The organism is Leisingera sp. ABM4_103, assembly GCF_056158685.1.
Genome location: NZ_JBSWTU010000005.1, coordinates 1,452,485 through 1,469,756 on the forward strand (window position 1 = coordinate 1,452,485; position 17,272 = coordinate 1,469,756).

Sequence of the window (17,272 nt, forward strand, 5' to 3'; positions counted from 1 at the left end):
CTGACATTGGCTTCACGAAAGCAGGCTGAACATGTCTCTTTACACCGCCCTTAACAGCGCGATGAGCGGGCTGACCGCGGCCGGCCGGTCCTCGCAAGTGGTCTCGGAAAACCTGGCCAACGCGCTGACCCCGGGCTACACGCGACGGGTTCTGGATCTGAACAGCCCGGGCGTCGGCGTTCCCGGTGTCCAGACCGGCAATGTCCAACGCATGAATGATCCGGTGCTGATCTCCAACCGCCGGGTTGCCGAAGCGGAATACGGGGCCGCCAAGGCGGAGGCCGATTTCTTCGGCCGGATGTCCGATCTGGTGGGCACTGTTGATGACGGGATGTCACTGGCCGCGCAGCTCTCGGACTTCGAATCTTCGCTGATCGAAGCGGTCTCGAGACCGGACTCGCAACCCCGTCTGAACGACCTTGCGGTCAAGGCCAACTCCTTGGCAAACTCGATATCGCGCACGGCTGAAGGGCTGCGCGACCTGCGGATCAATGCGGACAGTGCGATCGGCAGCCAGGTCAATACGGTGAACCAGGCACTGAAAGAGATCGAGAAGCTCAACGCGCGTATTATGGTGGTGGAAGCAGGCGGCATGGACGCCGTGGCAATGCATGACCAGCGTGACCAGCTGGTTGACCAGGTGAACGGGATTATTCCGGTCAATGTTGTCCGCCGCGACAACGGCCAAGTAACCCTGTATTCGACCGGCGGAGTGATGCTGCTGGATCACAAGGCGTCTGAGCTGAGCTTCACGCCTTCGCGCGATATCATGCCGCACATGACATTGGGCAACGGCATGATTTCCGGCCTCCAAGTCAACGGTAAAACAATCGACACCAGCCCGGATGGTCCGCTGCGCGGCGGCACCCTGACCGCGCAGTTCGAAATCCGTGATGTGACCGCGGTCGAGGCTCAGGAGGATCTGGACGCCATGGCCGCCGATCTTATCGAGCGTTTTCAGGACCCGGCACTGGATGCCAGCATCGGGGTCACGGACGCAGGTATTTTCACTGATGATGGGGCCTTCTACGACCCGTCGAATTTCGTCGGAATATCCAACCGGATTGAGCTGAATGATCTGGTGGCTTTGGACGGCACCGGTGAGACTTGGCGGTTCCGCGATGGCCTTTATGCAGCCGGCCCCGGAGATCCTGGCAATTCCAGTTTGCTGCAGGCCTATTCCGACACGCTGAACACCACCCGTACGGTGTCCTCTGTCGGACTTGGGACCGCAGACATGACAGCTGCGACGCTAAGCGCGAACCTGCTGTCGCGATTTGCACAGGATAACGAAACCGCCTCGCGTGCATCAACTTTTGCCGCAACCAGTTTCAACGAGCTGAGCCAAGCGGAACTGGCGCTGGGTGTCGACACCGACGCGGAGCTGCAGAACTTGATGCTGGTTGAGAAGTACTATGCCGCCAACGCCCGCGTGCTCACCGTTGTCGACGAACTTATGGAAACACTTTTGAGGATCTGACCCATGATTTTGAATTCATACGGCGATATGGCGCAGCACCTCTTTCTCCGCAGCCGCAATACGGAACTGAAGGAAAACGTCACCACCCTGTCCGAAGAGTTTGCCACCGGTAAAACGTCCAATTTGAGCGAGCGGCTCGGCGGCGATTTCACTTATCTTGCAGATCTCGAGAGCTCGCTGAACAGGATCGACAGCTATATGGTTGCCAATGGAGAAGTGCAGTTGTTTGCCACCGCCACGCAAGGCAGCCTTGATAAAGTGCACAGCCAGGTGGAGGCGATGCGCAACGACATCCTGAGGCTGTCGCCCGCGATCGACACGGATAACGCGCAGCAGTTCGGCAGCCAGGCCAAGCAGCGAATGTCCAGCGCCATCAACCTGATGAACACCTCGGTCGGGGGACGGACGATCTTTGCGGGCACGGCGACGGACACCAAACCTCTGAATGACGCCAGCACCTTAATGACTGCCGCTCTCGCGGAAGTCGCAGGGCTGACAACCAGCAATGACATCATCCAGGCCGTCAAGGACTGGTTCGACGATCCTGCCGGCTTTGACACCGTCATGTATCAAGGCTCCACAACGTCGCTGCAGCCGGTTACAGTCGGCGAAGGAGAACAGGTGACCCTGGGCATCCGCGCCGATGATGACAACCTCAAGCATGCCCTGCAGAGTTATGTGATCACTGCTCTGGCGGATGAACCCAGCCTCGGCCTGACCGATGACGTGCGGATCGACCTGGTCATCGAGGCCAGCAGCGAGCTGTCCGAAAGCGCGGATAAGCTGATTGATCTCCAAGCCGATGTGGGGTTCATCGAAGGCCAGCTCGAGGCAGTCAACACCCGCAACGAGGCTTCGAAAACCAGCCTGAGCATTGTCAAAAACAATCTGGTATCAGCCGATCCTTATGAGACCTATACCCGGCTGCAAGAAGCGCAAACGCAGCTGGAAGGACTGTACACCATCACAGCCCGCAGCTCGCAGCTTTCCTTGCTGAAGTACATCTCATGATGGGTTTCTTGCGTCTCTTACTCGCTTGCCTGTTTCTGCTGCCTGTGGTGGCGCAGGCAAGCACCATCCGGCTCAAAGATCTGGTGGAATTCGACGGGGTTCGCGGCAATGACCTGGTCGGCTACGGTTTGGTTGTCGGCCTGGATGGCACCGGCGACGGACTGCGTAATTCGCCGTTCACCGAAGAAATCATGTCCAACATTCTGGAGCGGCTTGGCGTCAACGTGACTGGCGAGCAGTTCCGGCCCAAGAACGTGGCGGCGGTTTTTGTGACGGCGACCCTGCCGCCCTTTGCCCGCGTCGGCAGCACTATTGATGTGACAGTGTCGGCCATCGGCGATTCCAAAAGCCTGATGGGCGGCACGCTGATCATGACACCTCTGAATGCCGCGGATGGCCAGATTTATGCCGTTGCCCAGGGGACGATCCTGGCTGGCGGTGCGGTGGCTGAAGGTGAAGCCGCCACGGTTACCCAGGGGGTGCCGACGGCTGGCGTGATCCCGGCCGGTGCGCGTGTCGAGCGGGAGATCGATTTTGATCTGGCTTCGCTGAGCTCAATGCGGCTGGCGCTGCGGGAGCCGGACTTTACCACTGCCGGGCGGATCGAGCGGGCGATCAACAACGAATTTGGCCGCAACGTTGCTTTGATGCGCGATTCCGGTACGGTCGAAGTCGACATTCGCCGAACCAATACACGTTCCACAGCGCATGCGGTGGGCAGGATTGAAAACATCTTGGTTGAGCCACAGCGCAAGGCGCGGGTGGTGGTCGACCAGCGCTCCGGCACCATCGTGATGGGCAGCGACGTGCGGATTTCCCGCGTGGCTGTTGCCCAGGGGAACCTCACCCTTCGGATCGAAGAGACGCCGCTGGTTGTTCAGCCCAATCCCTTTGCAGATGGTGAAACGGTTGTGGTGCCCAGAACCGGTGCCGCCATCGAGGAAGAGGAGGGGATCCAGCTGGCGGAAGTGCCCGAAACAACCTCGCTTTCAGAAGTTGTGGCAGGCTTGAATGCCCTGGGAGTGTCCCCGCGGGACATGATCGATATCCTGAAAAGCCTCAAAGCCGCAGGGGCCCTGCACGCGGAGTTCGTTGTCCGCTGACACGCGCGCCAGTTCCGACGGAACACGCCCCGGCTTCATCTGCTGAAGCCGGGGTATTTATTTGCTTTTCCCTAAACCACTCGTCTCCGGCGCTCACCTGGCTGTGAATAGCGCTCAGGCCCTGTGCTGGATGTTTGCTTCCAGGATCTCGGAGCGCAGCCAGGGCAGGAGGCAAACTATCAAAGAGCTTTGGGTATTTATCGGGACTTGCAGTGGTGACCGAGCGCGCATTTTCCTTGCCCACTTCAGACAAGCGGCTGTGCTTGAGGGGACGCAAGCGTCTGGCCACTTTCCGCGGCGGGCGGAGCGAGCGGCCCGAGGGCCGGACCAGCGCAGTGCCGGACCTCATGCAACTCAATCCCCCCCTTCGGCTTTCAAGGAGCACCAGTTTCTGGCAACGGCAAGAGTGCCCGCACAGGAAAAAGCCCGGGCACATGATGTGTCCGGGCTATTCCTAGTGTGTGGGTTCAGATGTTTAGGGGTAGTAGCTGCGAACAAGCGCGGTGGCGATCAGGCTCCAGCCATCGGCGACAACAAAGAACGCCAGTTTGAACGGCAGGGACACGATGGCCGGTGGCACCATCATCATACCCATCGACATCAGGATGGCGGCGACCACAAGGTCGATCACCAGGAAGGGAAGAAAGACCAGAAAACCGATCTGAAAGGCGCGTGCAATTTCCGACAGCAGGAAGCTCGGGATCAGTGCGGACAGCGGCGCTTCTGGCACCGGGTCCATGCCCTGAGTTTCCGGTCTGAGATCAGCAATGGCATAAAACGTGTCCGGATCCAGACGGTTGGCCATAAACGCCCGGAATGGTTCCAGGCTGCGGGTGATGGCCTCGCCCGGTTCAAGCCGCTCCTCCAGCAGCGGGTTGATTCCGGTGCTCCAGGCCTCGGTAAAGACCGGCTCCATCACAAAATAGGTCAGGAACAGCGCCAGGCTGATGATCAGCATGTTCGGCGGCGCCTGCTGCAGCCCGATGCCCTGGCGCAGGATCGACAACACCGTCACTAGGAATGGAAAGCAGGTAACCATGATCAGCAGGCCGGGGGCCAGGCTGAGCACGGTAATCAGAAGGATCAGCTGGATTGAGCGGGCCGAAATCGACTCGCCGTCTGCCAGCGAAAGGCTCAATTCTTGAGCCAGGGCGGTTTGCGGCAAGGCCAGCAGAAGCGCTGAAACCAGGGCCGCCCGCACAATCGTCTTGTGTGTCATCCCAAACCGCTTTGCAGATCGGCAATTTCCGTCAGGCGTACGGCCAATTGGCCTGCTTGCTCGCCTTCCAGCTCTTCCAGCTGGCCGCGGGCGACCAGCCGGTCCCCGACATAGAGGTCGACAGGGTCTTCGACCCGTTTGTCGAGCGTCAGGATCGCATTTTCACCCAGGCTGACCAGATCTCGGATCAGCGGCCGGGCCTTGCCGACCGAAACAACCACTTCGACGGGAACCGAAACAAAGGGGTTGTTTGCATCAGCGGCTTTCATGTTCAGGTCGGCGGCGTCATCCATACTGGCTGTCCTCTTTCGCGTGGTAGGTGAAGGCCTCAATCGAATCCTGGATCGATTCGAGAAGGGCATCGCAATTGATTTCGCATTCGGTGCTGCCGACGCTCAGATAGGCTTGGCCGGAAGACAGCGCGCTGTCTTCCCGAACGGTCACCGGAACAGAGAAGTTCTGCGGCAGCAGGCTGCGTACAGGCGCCCCTTCGCCCGGAGAAACCACGATTTGCATCGGCTGGTCGGTCTGCCCTTTCGCCATTCCGGCAAGCTGATCAACAATGTGGTGCCCAAAGGAGGCAGCCATGGCATCCGGCAGTATGGCACTGGTCAGCACTTTGAACATCGGATCCAGCGAATCGAGCAGCTGGCTCTGCGCTTCGTGATAGGTAAAACTCAGATCTTCCAGCGAGTTGGCCAGCTCAGTGGATATCCGGATGGTTTCCTGATCCTTGGCGGTCACGGCGTCGTCCCAGCCGGCGCTGTAACCCTTCTCAAAGGAGGCCAGCCGCTGTTCTTCGATGACCTCTTCGGACACCGTCGGCAGTACCGGTGCCGCCGGTGTGTTGAACCCGAAATCTTCAAGCAAATGCGCAATTGTCATCAGGCTTGCTCCCTATTTTCTTCCAGCCAGCCGCGCAGGATCTGGACGGTTTCCTCCTGCCGCTCACCAATCAGGTTACGCAGCCGGTCGACGGGATCATCCATGCCGCCGCCCAAGGCCGGCAGCCCGGCGGCGCCCATCATGTCGCCCGTGCCCATAGCCGGCAGGCCGCCCATCGGTTCGAACTGCCCGGTTTCGTTGTTTTCGATTTCACCATCAAGCGCGAGCCCCGCGCCCAGGTCCGGAGCGGTCATGAAGCCGTCGCCGCCAACGCCGGGCAAACCAGGCAGGTCGCCTCCTTCGGGGCTTGGCAGCGCTGCCACCGGCGCGGCTTGATTCGACAGGATCGGCCGCACCACGAAGAGGCCCAGGATCAGGCTGACTAGAGCCAGCGCGCCGATCTGGATCAGCGACATAGCGTCGAAGTAGAGATTGTCGAAGAAGGAGGCCGTGGCCACCGTGCCCTGCGGCTCCACCGCCGGCAGCTCCATGGACTTAAGGGTAATGACGTCTCCACGATCCTCGTCAAAGCCGACGGCTGCGGAAATCAGTTCCCGCATTGCGGCGAGTTCGTCTTCCGGCCGGGGCTGGAAGACTGTTTCCCCAGCAGCGTTGGTGATTGCTGTGCCGTTCACGAGGACGGCGACAGTCAGACGCTTAATGGCGCCGGGTCCGCGTAGAATTTCCTTCTCAGTTTCGGAGATTTCATAATTGATCCGCTCACGGGTTGCGCTGGTATTGGCCTTGGACCCTTGGCCGGAGGCGGCATCGCCATCGGGAATATTGGAGGCAACGGTGACTTCACCCGCCTGATTGGTGGAAGAATTGGCGCGTTCCTCGACATCGGTGCTAACCGCGACCCTGCTTTTGGGATCCACGCGCTTTTCGCGGATGGATTCTGTGTCGGTTACGGTTTCGACACTGACCTCGACCACGGCGTTGCCTTGGCCGACGCGGGCCTCGACAAGGCGCATGACACGTTCGCGAATCATCTGGGAGCGGTCATCGGTGCCGGCACCAGCTGCAGCAGTGGCATCCGACGACCCGATCAGAGCGCCATTGGCATCGATCACGGCAACATTTTCCACCGCAAGGCCGGTGACAGCGGAGGACACCAGGAAACGGATTGCGTTGGCCTGCGCAGGCGTGATCGGCGAACCCATGGGCACGATGGAGACCGATGCGGTTGGTTCAACCGTGCGCTGGAAGGGATTCAAACCTGTGTTGGCGATATGCACCCGGGCTTGGCTGACATGCGGGCTGGCGACAATGGTGCGGGCCAGTTCACCTTCCTTGGCACGCCAGTAGGCGGCGTCGAACATCTGCGAGGTGGTGCCAAAGCCGCTGAGCGAATTGAGCAGCTCATACCCTTTGCCGCCATTGGCCGGAAGGCCCTCGCTGGCCAACGTCATCCGCAGTTCGTCACGCTGCGTCGACGGCACATAGATAGAGCCGCCACGCACTTCATACTGGGTGCCGCGCTGTTCCAGCGCCCGCACCACATCTCCGGCCGAGCCGCTTTCCAGCCCGGCATATAGCAGTGTCATTGATGGCTTGCTTGCCACATGGGACATCGCGATGACGCTGAGAATCATAATTACCGTGGCACCCACGGCAATCAGACGCTTTCGCATGTCCATCTCTGCCCAGACATTCTTGATCTGCTGCACATTAACCTCCGTCGCACCGGCGTTCTGTCCGGCGTGCAACCTTTTTGACGGATCGGCCTTAACATTCGGTTAGTTCCTCGCAGGTTATGAAGATGCTGCACGACGTTTTAGGGATAGCCATGACAGACGCTGCAGTAGATACAGAAGCAGAAGCCCCGGCCAAGAAAAGCAAACTGCCCCTCATCATCGGGGTGGTGCTGGCACTGGTTGGCGGCGGCGGCGGATACTTTGCCGTTCAGTCAGGCCTTCTTCCCTTTGGTCAGAAAGCAGCGCCAGAACCGGCGGCTGCGGCCGAAGAGGCGCCAGAAGGCGTGGACACTGGTGAGACGGCGGAGGATATCGCCAATCTTGCCTTCATCGAAATGGACCCGATTGTGATTACCCTGCGCAAAGCCAGCGGTATCAAGCATTTGCGGTTCCGCGCGCAGCTTGAGGTCGACCTGGCGCACCAGGCCGAGGTCGAGAAAATCCTCCCGCGGGTTGTCGATGTCCTGAACAGCTACCTGAGAGCACTGGAGCTTGAGGATCTGACCGATCCGATGGCTCTGCCGAAACTGAGAGCGCAGATGCTGCGGCGGATCAACATTGCCACCGGCCAGGGCCGGGTGCGCGATCTGCTGATCATGGATTTCGTACTGAACTAGGAGGACAGGATGGACATTATTGCTGATATCCTGCTTGCGGCCGGGGCGCTGGGCGCCGGATTCTATTGTCTGGTGCTGTCGCGCCGTCTCAAGCGGTTCAATGATCTGGAGAAGGGCGTGGGTGGTGCAGTTGCTGTTCTGTCCGCCCAAGTGGATGATCTCAACAAATCATTGCAGGCGGCGCAGCAGGTGTCTGATGGCTCCAGCAAGGCGCTGCAGCAGCTGACGGGCCGGGCTGAAACGGTCGCGCAGCGCCTGGAGCTGATGATGGCGTCGATGCATGACATTGACGAAGCCGAAGCTGCGGCACCAGCGCCAGAGCCCGCTGCGGAAGATGAGGAAATGGCAGCTGCTTATGAGGCTGAAGCGCAACCGGAAGAGGATAAACTGGAGGAGAGCAAACCCTCCGGCTTGATGTTTGTCCGCCATAACCGCAGCCAGAACCGGGTGGCGTGATGGCAAAGGCGGCGAAGAAATCCAAACATTTGCGGCGTGGCAGCACACTGATGATGCTGGCGGTTCTGCTCATGGGCTCTGCCGCGGTGCGGCTGGGCCTGGAAGCCGGGCCGGCAATTGCCCGTGAAGTGGCCAGCTTGAAGGAGCCGGGTGGCGAAGAGCAGGCACACAAGGGCGAGCCGCACCGCGAATCCATGCCGACTTCGGCCGAGCTGCAGACGATGCTGGCCGCATTCCAGGAGCGGGAACAGGCATTGGCTGCCCGGGAAGCGGAGATTCAGGACCGGATGAAGGCGCTGGAAATCGCTGATCAGGCGATCGACAAGAAATTGGCGGCGCTGGAGCAGGCGGAAGAGAAGCTGCGCGCGACCCTGGCACTGGCTGACGGTGCGACTGAGGCGGATGTGACGCGTCTGACCTCTGTCTATGAGCAAATGAAGCCCAAGGAGGCTGCAGCCCTGTTCGAGGAAATGGATCCTGCGTTTGCGGCTGGCTTCCTTGCCCGGATGCAGCCGGAGGCCGCGGCAGGAATCATGGCGGGGCTCAGCCCGGAGGCGGCTTACACCATCAGCGTTGTCCTGGCCGGACGCAACGGAGCTGTGCCCACGGAATGAGTTGGGCGCGCGGGCTTAGTCTTTCCTTAGGACGACTCGTCTAAACTAATAAAAACCAACGGAATTCGGAGTGGACCTATGATCGGGATTGTAGGCATTGTGGTGATCTTTGCCATGGTGTTCGGCGGATACCTTCTGGCCGGCGGCAAACTGGCGATCATCATTAAGGCGCTGCCATTTGAAATGATGATGATTGGCGGGGCGGCTGTTGGCACCTTCCTGATCAGCAACGACATGGGGGGCATCAAGCACACGCTCAAGGATGTCGGCAAGGTGTTCAAGGGCCCCAAGTGGAAGCCGGATGACTACCGCGACTTGCTGTGTCTGCTGTTCGCCCTGATCCGGATTGCGCGCGCGAACCCGGTTGAAGTTGAACAGCACATCGAAGACCCGGAAAATTCCTCTGTCTTCAACAAATACCCCAAGATCCTGGGAGACAAGGAAGCGGTGAACCTGATCTGCGATACCATGCGTTCGGCATCGATGAACTATGACGATCCGCATCAGGTGGAAGAGGTGCTTGAGAAGCGGATCGAGGCGAATCATCACCATGCCATGCACGGCAGCCATGCGCTGCAAACCCTGGCTGACGGCCTTCCCGCGCTTGGGATCGTTGCGGCGGTTCTCGGTGTGATCAAGACCATGGGATCGATCGACCAGCCGCCAGAGGTTCTCGGCAAGATGATCGGCGGCGCTCTTGTGGGGACCTTCCTGGGCATCTTCCTGGCTTACTGTCTTGCGGCGCCCTTTGCCGGCAAGGTGAAGACCGTGGTCGAGGAAGATGCACACTTCTACCAGCTCATCCGCGAGGTGTTGGTGGCCAATCTGCACAATCACGCAGCAGCTATCTGCATTGAAGTCGGCCGCCAGAATACCCCGTCGCATTTCCGCCCCGGCTTCTCGGAGTTGGAAGAAGCCCTAAAATCGGTGAAACAGGACGCAGCATGATCTGGCGAGCACTTGCCACGGCGGCTGTTGTCCTGACAGCCGGCACCGTCCAGGCGCAGACCATTGTGACCCGCTCGGGGGAACACAAGGGGTTCACGCGCCTGGTGATGCGCCTTCCGAACGGCGCGGACTGGTCGTTGACCCAAAGCGGCAATACGGCGACGGTCAACATTGACGCGCCTGAGGCGGTCTTTGATACAACCCGGGTCTTCAACCTGATTCCCCGCACCCGGCTGCAATCCCTCAGACAGAATGGACCGGGCCAGCCGCTGCGGCTGCAATTGGGGTGCGAGTGCACGGTAACCTCCTATGTGCAGGAGGATGGCTATCTGGTGGTCGATATCCGCGATGGCGGTAAACGGGCGCAGCAGCCGCAATATTCCACGGCAGGCAGCATTCTTCCGGTGACCACGCCGGCTGCGGGGCCGGCTACCGGTTCAGTTTCTCTCAGTCGGCCTCAGCGGATGCGCGGACGGCCTTGGCCGCCGCAGTAGCGGGGCGGTCTGATCCGGGGAGTACAATACGGCCTCAAGAAGACAACCTGGCGCTGGATCTTGCGCCTGAACCTGCTGCGTCTGAAGAACCGGCAGCAGAGGATATCGTTTTGCCGCTCGACGGAAGCAGCTACCGCGTGGACGCGGAAGGCATCACCGAAGACGCCCCGCAGGCGCTGCCGCAGACCGGGGCGCTTATCAATCTGGCGGAAACCGAGCGTGCTGCGGTGGTCAAAGAGTCCGAGCAGCGGTTGCTGCAGCAGATTGGACGCGCGGCGAACCAGGGCCTGGTGAGCGTGGCCGCGGACGGGCTGCCCGCCGCGGAAGCAGCGGCCGGGCTGGATCCTCTCGGGCGTTCGGATAGGCCCCTGAACCCGCTCGACCATATCTCCGTGACTTCCGCAATTGACCGTGAAACCGGACTGATGGCCGTCCTTAGCGATGGCAGTCCCGAGGCATCTCATTGTTTGCCTGACAACGCAGTGGCCATCAGCACTTGGGGCTCCGACAGCCCGTTTTCCGACCAGATTGGTCCGCTGCGCAGCGCGCTGGTCCGCGAGTTCGACGACATCAACCCGGCGGGCGTCTTTGCGCTGGCACGGATCTATCTCTATTTCGGCTTCGGAGCGGAAGCCCGGTCCATGCTGGCAATCTTGCCGCCCGGGGACCGGGACGGCGCGGAGGCTGCCTTGCTGACGGCCATGGCTCTGCTGATGGATGGTGCGGAGCTGCCACCGCAGCATCCCTTCTCGGCGCAGCAGGGCTGCGAAGGAAGCAGCGCCCTCTGGGGAGTTCTGGCTGACGGTGCGGTCAAGAAAAGCGCCAATACCGATGCTATCCAGCAGGCGTTCTCGAAGATGCCGACCCATCTGCGGGTTCATCTGGGGCCGCGGGTCAGCAAGATGTTTGCCGAAGCTGGCGATCATCATGTGGCGGAAGCGGTGCTGCGTGCCGTGGACCGGACTGGAATTGAGGACGTGCCGGAAATCAACCTGGCTGAGGCGGCAATTGCCGAATTGGAAGGTGATTCTGAGAAGGTGGCCGAAGAGCTGACGAGCGAAGTCGCGGAGCGTACAGGCAATGCACCGGCCGCGCTGATTGATCTGGTGGCCCTCAGCGTAAAGGAGCGCAAGGCGCTTTCGCCGGATGTGCCGGATCTGATTGCCTCTTATGAACTGGAGAACCGGGAGACGGAGCTGGGTGCTGAGCTGCGTAAAGCCCAGGTATCTTCTCTGGCGCTTATGGGGCAGTTCCAGGACGCGTTTCATGAGCTCAAGGGCCTGACGGAACGTGATGGCCCAGGTGCCAGGGCTGCTGCGCTGGAGCCGCTGATGCTGCTGCTGGCAGAACGCGCGGACGATGTGACTTTCCTGCAGTACGGGCTGGTCTTCGCAGGGCAGGCCACGGCAGCTGAGGCTGCCCCGGTCGCCGTGCCGGTGGCCCGCCGGTTACTGGATCTTGGGTTTGCGGACCAGGCTCTGGTGCTGCTCAACAAGCTGTCGCTGGCGCCGGAAGATGAGGCCCGCCGTCTTATGATGGCCGAAGCTGCGTTGGCGCAGGATAAACCGCATCGGGCTTTGGTTGAGTTGATGGGGCTTGAAGGATCCAGGGCCAACCGCCTGCGCGCCGAGGCTCTTTGGCGCAATGGCGAGTATGCCCGTGCTGGGGAGTATCTCCTGGCCGAGGATGACAAGGATGCAGCCGCCCGCGGTTTCTGGCACTCTGAGGATCTGGGAGTGATCGAGGCAAACAAGCCGGAGGAAGGGGCGCAATTCGGAACTGTCGCCTCTGTCACCACAAAAATTGGTGAAACCGTCCAGGATCCGGACAATCTGCCGCCGCTGGCATATGCGCGGGCACTGGTGGAGAGCAGCGAGGGGACGCGGGGTGGTATCGCCGACTTGCTGAACCAGGTCGGCACAACACTGGACGCACCTGAAGAAAGTCAGTGATCCGGAATTCGGTTTTCTGTTTGTTGGCCGTCCCGCCCGGGGCGGCCTTTGCGTTCTGCTGATAACACTTTGTCAACTGGCTGCCGGTAACCTGGGTAACGGGTGAATCCTGATCTGGAACGGGCAGAATGCCGGAAAACAACTTTAAACTTTGCCTGCAAGGGCCGAGTCCGCGCGCAACGCACAGGGCACGCGAGGCTATTGGCGCCACTGGTGCCACTCTCACACATTTCTCCAAGGTTAATTCCGGATGGCTTGCAGAGGCAGCCGCCGGGTCGATGCCAGCCGGCACCGAGCGGGCTGCTGACTGGCTAACATCCGGATGGCTGCCGTTTCTGGCTGTGGCGCCCACTGAGATTTTCAATCAATTGAAAAACTATAATAAATGGGGCCGAAACTGTGCCTAAGCTGACGACAGAACAACTTTTCAGCCCCACTGTCCTGCTGGCGCTGGCGCTGATGGCGATTATCGTAATGATGATCCTGCCCATGCCGGCCTGGGTGCTGGACGTCGGGCTGGCGGCTTCATTTGCGCTTGCGATCCTGATCTTCACCATCACGCTGTTCATCGAACGGCCGCTGGATTTCTCCTCCTTCCCGACAGTTCTTTTGGCCTCGCTGATGCTGCGCCTGTCGCTGAACGTCTCCTCGACCAAGCTGATCATCGGTCAAGGCCACTCCGGCACCGATGCGGCTGGTAACGTCATCGAAGGGTTTGCTCAGTTCGTCATGGGCGGCAGTGTGTTCCTCGGCCTGGTGGTCTTTGGGGTACTTTTGATCGTTAACTTCATGGTGATCACCAAGGGCGCCGCCAGGATGGCCGAGGTGGGTGCCCGTTTTGCCCTGGACGGAATGCCCGGCAAGCAGCTCGCCATTGACGCCGATATGTCTGCAGGCGCCATCGATCACCAGACCGCCAAGGAACGACGCGAGCGCGACCAGCAAGAAACGACCTTCTTCGGTTCGCTGGACGGTGCGTCGAAGTTCGTCAAGGGCGACGCCATTGCCGGTTTGTTGATTACCCTGCTGAACCTCGTCATGGGGCTGATCATGGGGGTGCTGGTCCACGGCATGCCGGTTGGGGCCGCGTTTGAGACCTATGCTATTCTGACCGTAGGCGATGGCCTGGTATCGCAGATCCCCTCGGTGATTATTTCGATTGCGGCCGCATTGCTGCTGGCGCGCGGCGGCACTACGGGTGCAACCGACACCGCATTGTTCGAACAGTTTGGCCGGCACCCCGCTGCATTGACCACCGTTGCAGTGCTGATGGTGCTGTTTGCGCTGGTGCCGGGGTTGCCGTTTCTGCCCTTCGTGATCGGAGGGGGAGTTCTGGGTTACACGGCGTTCCGGATGGCGAAGAAGAAGCAGGACGATGAAGAAGCCGAGATCGAAGAAAAGATCGAAGAGGCCTCCGATCCCTCTGCCGCGCGGCCGCTGGGCGACATTCTGGATCTCGACGATCTGCATCTGGAGTTCGCGCCCGATCTGGTCAGCATGGTGCTGGACCATGGCACTGGGCTTGATGCGCGGATCGCAAACATGCGGTCCCACATCGCCACGACATTCGGCCTGATCCTGCCGGAGATCCGCCTGACCGATCAGCACGATCTCGAGCGGGGCACCTATGTGATCAAGGTGCAGGGTGTCGAACAGGTGCGCGGCACCCTGCATCCCGATATGGTCCTGGCGCTGATGCCGGACAACCATGATGCTTTGCCCGCCGGCGCGGACGTGACGGAGCCGGTCTACGGTGCCCCGGCGCGCTGGATTTCCGCCAAGGCACAGGAGCAGGCGGCGCTGGCCGGCGCAACCGTGGTCACGCCGCCGGAAATCCTGGCGACCCACCTGCTGGAGATAATTAAGCAGAACTTCAGCAGACTGCTGACGCTCAAGTCCCTGCGCAGGCTGCTTGACGAAATGACACAGCTTACCGACAGCTTCCGCGCCGAGGCGAACCGCAAGCTGCTGGATGCTCTGGTGCCGGACAAGGTGCCGATGGATACGCTGCATGCGGTTCTGCGGCTGCTGCTGGAGGAGAGAGTGTCGATCCGGAACATGCCTTTGATTCTGGAATCGATTGCAGAGGCGCGCTTGCATACCACGCAGCCTGAGCTGATCTGCGAGCACGTGCGCCAGCGCCTCGGCTTCCAGCTGGTGGCCGAGATGAAACGCGAGGACGGCACCATTCCTCTGATCCAGCTTGCGCCGGAGTGGGAGGACAAGTTTTCGACCTACCAAGTCGACGCGCAAGGCGCCGGGCTCGACATCGCGCTGCCGCCGGATCTGTTCAACCGCCTGGCTGACGGGCTGAGCGATAAGCTCTCGACTATTACCGATCAGGGCGTGTTCGCCGCAGTGGTGACGTCGACCCGCCGCCGCCGCTATCTGAGGACGATTCTGAAGTCCCGCGGGATCACCAATCCGGTCCTGTCGTTCGAGGAAATCGGCCTGGAGGCGCGGCCTGCCCTCGTTGGCATGGTGCAGGCATGAACCTGAACTTTCTGCCGCCAGAGCTTGTTCTGATGCTGGGGGCAGGATTCTGGCACGCTGCCATCGTTTTCCTGCGAGTTGCTGCGATGGTGTCAGTATTGCCCGCGATGGGGGAACTCTACGTCCCAACGCGGGTCAAGCTGGCGGTCGCTGCGGCCTTTACCTTCGTAGTGGCACCGGCGCTGCCTGCATTACCAGAACCGGACAACGTGCTGGCCTATGGCCGCTTTGCTGTGACTGAAGCCATCATTGGCCTGGCAATGGGCATTGGTGTCCGGATCTTTGTGCTGGCATTGCAGACGGCAGGAACGATGGCGGCGCAAGCCACTTCGCTGTCGCAGGTGCTGGGCGGCATCGGTGCAGAGCCGATGCCGGCGCTTGGCGCCGTGCTGATGATCTCCGGCGTAACCCTTGCCACCATGATGGGTCTGCATGTGCGGGTGGCGGAATTGCTGATCGGCTCTTACCAGATGTTCCCCGCGGGCCAGTTTCCGGTTGCGGCCGGGCTGACAGAATGGGGTGTTTTCCGTGTCTCGCAAAGCTTTTCGCTGGCGTTTACGCTGGCAGCGCCCTTTGTGATCACCGCAGTGATCTATAACCTCGCGCTCGGTGTGATAAACCGTGCGATGCCGCAGTTGATGGTGGCCATGGTTGGCGCACCGGTGATCACTCTCATGGGGCTGTTCATCCTTATGGTCGGGAGCCCGGTAATCCTGGATGTCTGGTCCCGGGCCTTGATGACCTTCTTTGCCGATCCAGGGGGCGGAATGCCATGAGCGGCCAGGACGACGACTCAGACAAGTCATTCGAGCCAACGGAGCAGAAGCTCCGCAAGGCCCGGGAGAAAGGTGAAGTTGCCAAGTCCACAGACTTGTCGGTGGCAGCCGCCTATCTAGGGCTGATCATCGCCTTTTACGCGGCCGGCAGCAGCAGCGTCGAAGGGATCGGCACCGCGCTGATGGCCTACCTGGACCAGCCGGACCGGCTGGCGCCGCTGTTCTTCGAGGGCTCCGCCGCTGCGCCGGTGGGAGGGTTCATTGGCAGTGCTTTCCGCCCGGTGCTGCCATGGTTTCTTGTGCCTTTTGCGATTGTGCTGCTGTCGATTGTCGGACAGCGGGCGCTGGTGTTTGCGCCGAGCAAGCTGGAGCCGAAATTATCGCGGATCTCGATCGTCTCAAACGCTAAAAACAAATTCGGCCGCTCCGGATTGTTCGAGTTTTTCAAAAGCTTTGTAAAGCTGACACTCTATTCGGTGTGCCTAGGCATCTACCTCTCCCATCGGCTGCCAGAGATGATTGCGTCTTCCGGAACTGGACCCCAATCGGTGGTTATGATGCTCGCGCAGCTGTCGATGGAGTTTCTGTTCCTGGCACTTATCATCGCGCTGGCAATCGGGATCGTCGACGCGGCATTCCAGCATGCCGAGCACCGCCGCAAGAACATGATGTCGCGCAAGGAAATCCAGGATGAGATGAAGGACGCAGAAGGTGACCCGCACATGAAGAGCCAGCGGCGCCAGCGCGGCCAGCAGATTGCGATGGGGCAGATGCTGGCCGATGTGCCAAAGGCCGATGTGGTGATCGTCAACCCGACGCACTATGCGGTTGCTCTGCAATGGAGCCGGGAGCCCGGTGCCGCACCGGTCTGTGTTGCGAAGGGTGTCGACGAAATTGCCGCGGCGATCCGGCGTGTTGCCAATGAAAACGCGATCCCGATCCACAGCGACCCGCCGACCGCGCGGGCACTGCACGCGGCAATCGAGATCGGGGATGAGATTCTGGAAGAACACTATGCGCCTGTCGCTGCGGCGATCCGCTTTGCCGAAGAGATGCGCCAGCGTGCCAAAGGACAGGTTACATGAAGCAGAAGATGCTGGATCAGATGGCAGCGGTGACCGCTGCGCAATACATGCAGGAACACGCCAGAATTCAGCCTGTCCTGGCCCGGGAGGCTCAGCTGCGCGGCCAACTGGCCAAGCTGAATGATCAGGTTCAGGCCGCGCGCGAGCACGCCGATGGCGATCAAGCGATGAAGGCGTTGGGTGCGGACCTTCTTTGGCAGGGCTGGCATACACGCGCCCGGCGGGAGCTGAACCAGGAACTGGCCAAAGCCACTGCGCAAAAACTGCGGAGCATGGATCAGCTGCGCAAGGCTTTTGGGCGCAAGCATGCGGTTGAGACCATGGCCGCCGACGAACACAAGAGGCACAAGGCGGAAAAGGCCAAGGCGCTGATGGCGCGGCTGCTCGAGAACTGAGACCTCCGGTTTTCCGTTTGCAAACAAAAAATGGCCGGCCCAAAAAG

Annotated in this window: 17 protein-coding genes; 13 read left to right on the forward strand and 4 right to left on the reverse strand. The window is 60.6% G+C overall.

What is annotated here, in order from left to right; all coding sequences use genetic code 11:
- Positions 1 to 31: 31 nt before the first annotated feature.
- From flgK to ACXAED_RS08555, 3 genes are read left to right on the forward strand one after another with little or no spacing between them, the layout of a single operon-like run.
- Positions 32 to 1,480, forward strand: coding sequence for a flagellar hook-associated protein FlgK (gene flgK, locus ACXAED_RS08545; protein WP_475048729.1), 1,449 nt, complete (start codon positions 32 to 34; stop codon positions 1,478 to 1,480).
- A 3-nt stretch (positions 1,481 to 1,483) separates the two neighbouring features.
- Entirely contained in the window at positions 1,484 to 2,491 is a 1,008-nt protein-coding gene (locus ACXAED_RS08550) for a flagellin (RefSeq protein WP_475048731.1), read from the forward strand.
- Positions 2,488 to 3,594 (forward strand): flagellar basal body P-ring protein FlgI, encoded by a 1,107-nt coding sequence (locus ACXAED_RS08555; RefSeq protein ID WP_475048733.1) that lies wholly within the window; start codon positions 2,488 to 2,490, stop codon positions 3,592 to 3,594. The genes ACXAED_RS08550 and ACXAED_RS08555 overlap by 4 nt, the downstream gene beginning before the upstream one ends.
- Positions 3,595 to 4,069: 475 nt before the next feature.
- Here the strand turns inward: ACXAED_RS08555 and fliP are convergent, their stop codons facing one another.
- The 4 genes from fliP to fliF are packed head-to-tail and all read right to left on the reverse strand — an operon-like array spanning position 4,070 to position 7,368.
- A complete protein-coding gene (fliP, locus tag ACXAED_RS08560; protein WP_475048735.1) occupies positions 4,070 to 4,813 on the reverse strand; it encodes a flagellar type III secretion system pore protein FliP in 744 nt (247 codons plus the stop codon).
- Complete coding sequence (locus tag ACXAED_RS08565; RefSeq protein WP_259967947.1) at positions 4,810 to 5,106, reverse strand: FliM/FliN family flagellar motor C-terminal domain-containing protein; 297 nt, start codon at positions 5,104 to 5,106, stop codon at positions 4,810 to 4,812. Before ACXAED_RS08565 ends, fliP begins: the two co-directional genes overlap by 4 nt.
- Entirely contained in the window at positions 5,099 to 5,698 is a 600-nt protein-coding gene (locus ACXAED_RS08570) for a FliH/SctL family protein (RefSeq protein ID WP_475048738.1), read from the reverse strand. Before ACXAED_RS08570 ends, ACXAED_RS08565 begins: the two co-directional genes overlap by 8 nt.
- Positions 5,698 to 7,368, reverse strand: coding sequence for a flagellar basal-body MS-ring/collar protein FliF (fliF, locus tag ACXAED_RS08575; protein WP_475048740.1), 1,671 nt, complete (start codon positions 7,366 to 7,368; stop codon positions 5,698 to 5,700). Before fliF ends, ACXAED_RS08570 begins: the two co-directional genes overlap by 1 nt.
- A gap of 119 nt (positions 7,369 to 7,487) precedes the next feature.
- Here fliF and ACXAED_RS08580 point away from each other — a divergent pair, with 119 nt between their 5' ends.
- The 10 genes from ACXAED_RS08580 to ACXAED_RS08625 all read left to right on the forward strand — a co-directional run bounded on the left by ACXAED_RS08580 (position 7,488) and on the right by ACXAED_RS08625 (position 17,225).
- Positions 7,488 to 8,012, forward strand: coding sequence for a flagellar basal body-associated FliL family protein (locus tag ACXAED_RS08580; protein WP_475048742.1), 525 nt, complete (start codon positions 7,488 to 7,490; stop codon positions 8,010 to 8,012).
- Between the two features lie 9 nt (positions 8,013 to 8,021).
- Complete coding sequence (locus ACXAED_RS08585; RefSeq protein WP_475048745.1) at positions 8,022 to 8,468, forward strand: hypothetical protein; 447 nt, start codon at positions 8,022 to 8,024, stop codon at positions 8,466 to 8,468.
- Positions 8,468 to 9,082, forward strand: a complete 615-nt coding sequence (locus ACXAED_RS08590; protein ID WP_475048747.1) for a MotE family protein — start codon at positions 8,468 to 8,470, stop codon at positions 9,080 to 9,082. The genes ACXAED_RS08585 and ACXAED_RS08590 overlap by 1 nt, the downstream gene beginning before the upstream one ends.
- Positions 9,083 to 9,160: 78 nt before the next feature.
- Complete coding sequence (motA, locus tag ACXAED_RS08595; protein ID WP_475040211.1) at positions 9,161 to 10,030, forward strand: flagellar motor stator protein MotA; 870 nt, start codon at positions 9,161 to 9,163, stop codon at positions 10,028 to 10,030.
- On the forward strand, positions 10,027 to 10,524 hold the full coding sequence (locus ACXAED_RS08600; RefSeq protein WP_475048749.1) for a hypothetical protein: 498 nt from the start codon (positions 10,027 to 10,029) through the stop codon (positions 10,522 to 10,524). Before motA ends, ACXAED_RS08600 begins: the two co-directional genes overlap by 4 nt.
- A 110-nt stretch (positions 10,525 to 10,634) precedes the next feature.
- Complete coding sequence (locus tag ACXAED_RS08605) at positions 10,635 to 12,476, forward strand: hypothetical protein (RefSeq protein ID WP_475048751.1); 1,842 nt, start codon at positions 10,635 to 10,637, stop codon at positions 12,474 to 12,476.
- 459 nt (positions 12,477 to 12,935) lie between these two features.
- On the forward strand, positions 12,936 to 14,969 hold the full coding sequence (gene flhA / locus ACXAED_RS08610; RefSeq protein WP_475053059.1) for a flagellar biosynthesis protein FlhA: 2,034 nt from the start codon (positions 12,936 to 12,938) through the stop codon (positions 14,967 to 14,969).
- Positions 14,966 to 15,745: a flagellar biosynthetic protein FliR gene (locus ACXAED_RS08615; RefSeq protein WP_475048753.1), complete on the forward strand. Its 780-nt coding sequence runs from the start codon at positions 14,966 to 14,968 to the stop codon at positions 15,743 to 15,745. Before flhA ends, ACXAED_RS08615 begins: the two co-directional genes overlap by 4 nt.
- A complete protein-coding gene (gene flhB, locus ACXAED_RS08620; protein WP_475048755.1) occupies positions 15,742 to 16,830 on the forward strand; it encodes a flagellar type III secretion system protein FlhB in 1,089 nt (362 codons plus the stop codon). Before ACXAED_RS08615 ends, flhB begins: the two co-directional genes overlap by 4 nt.
- Positions 16,827 to 17,225, forward strand: a complete 399-nt coding sequence (locus tag ACXAED_RS08625) for a hypothetical protein (protein ID WP_475048758.1) — start codon at positions 16,827 to 16,829, stop codon at positions 17,223 to 17,225. Before flhB ends, ACXAED_RS08625 begins: the two co-directional genes overlap by 4 nt.
- Positions 17,226 to 17,272 lie beyond the last annotated feature (47 nt).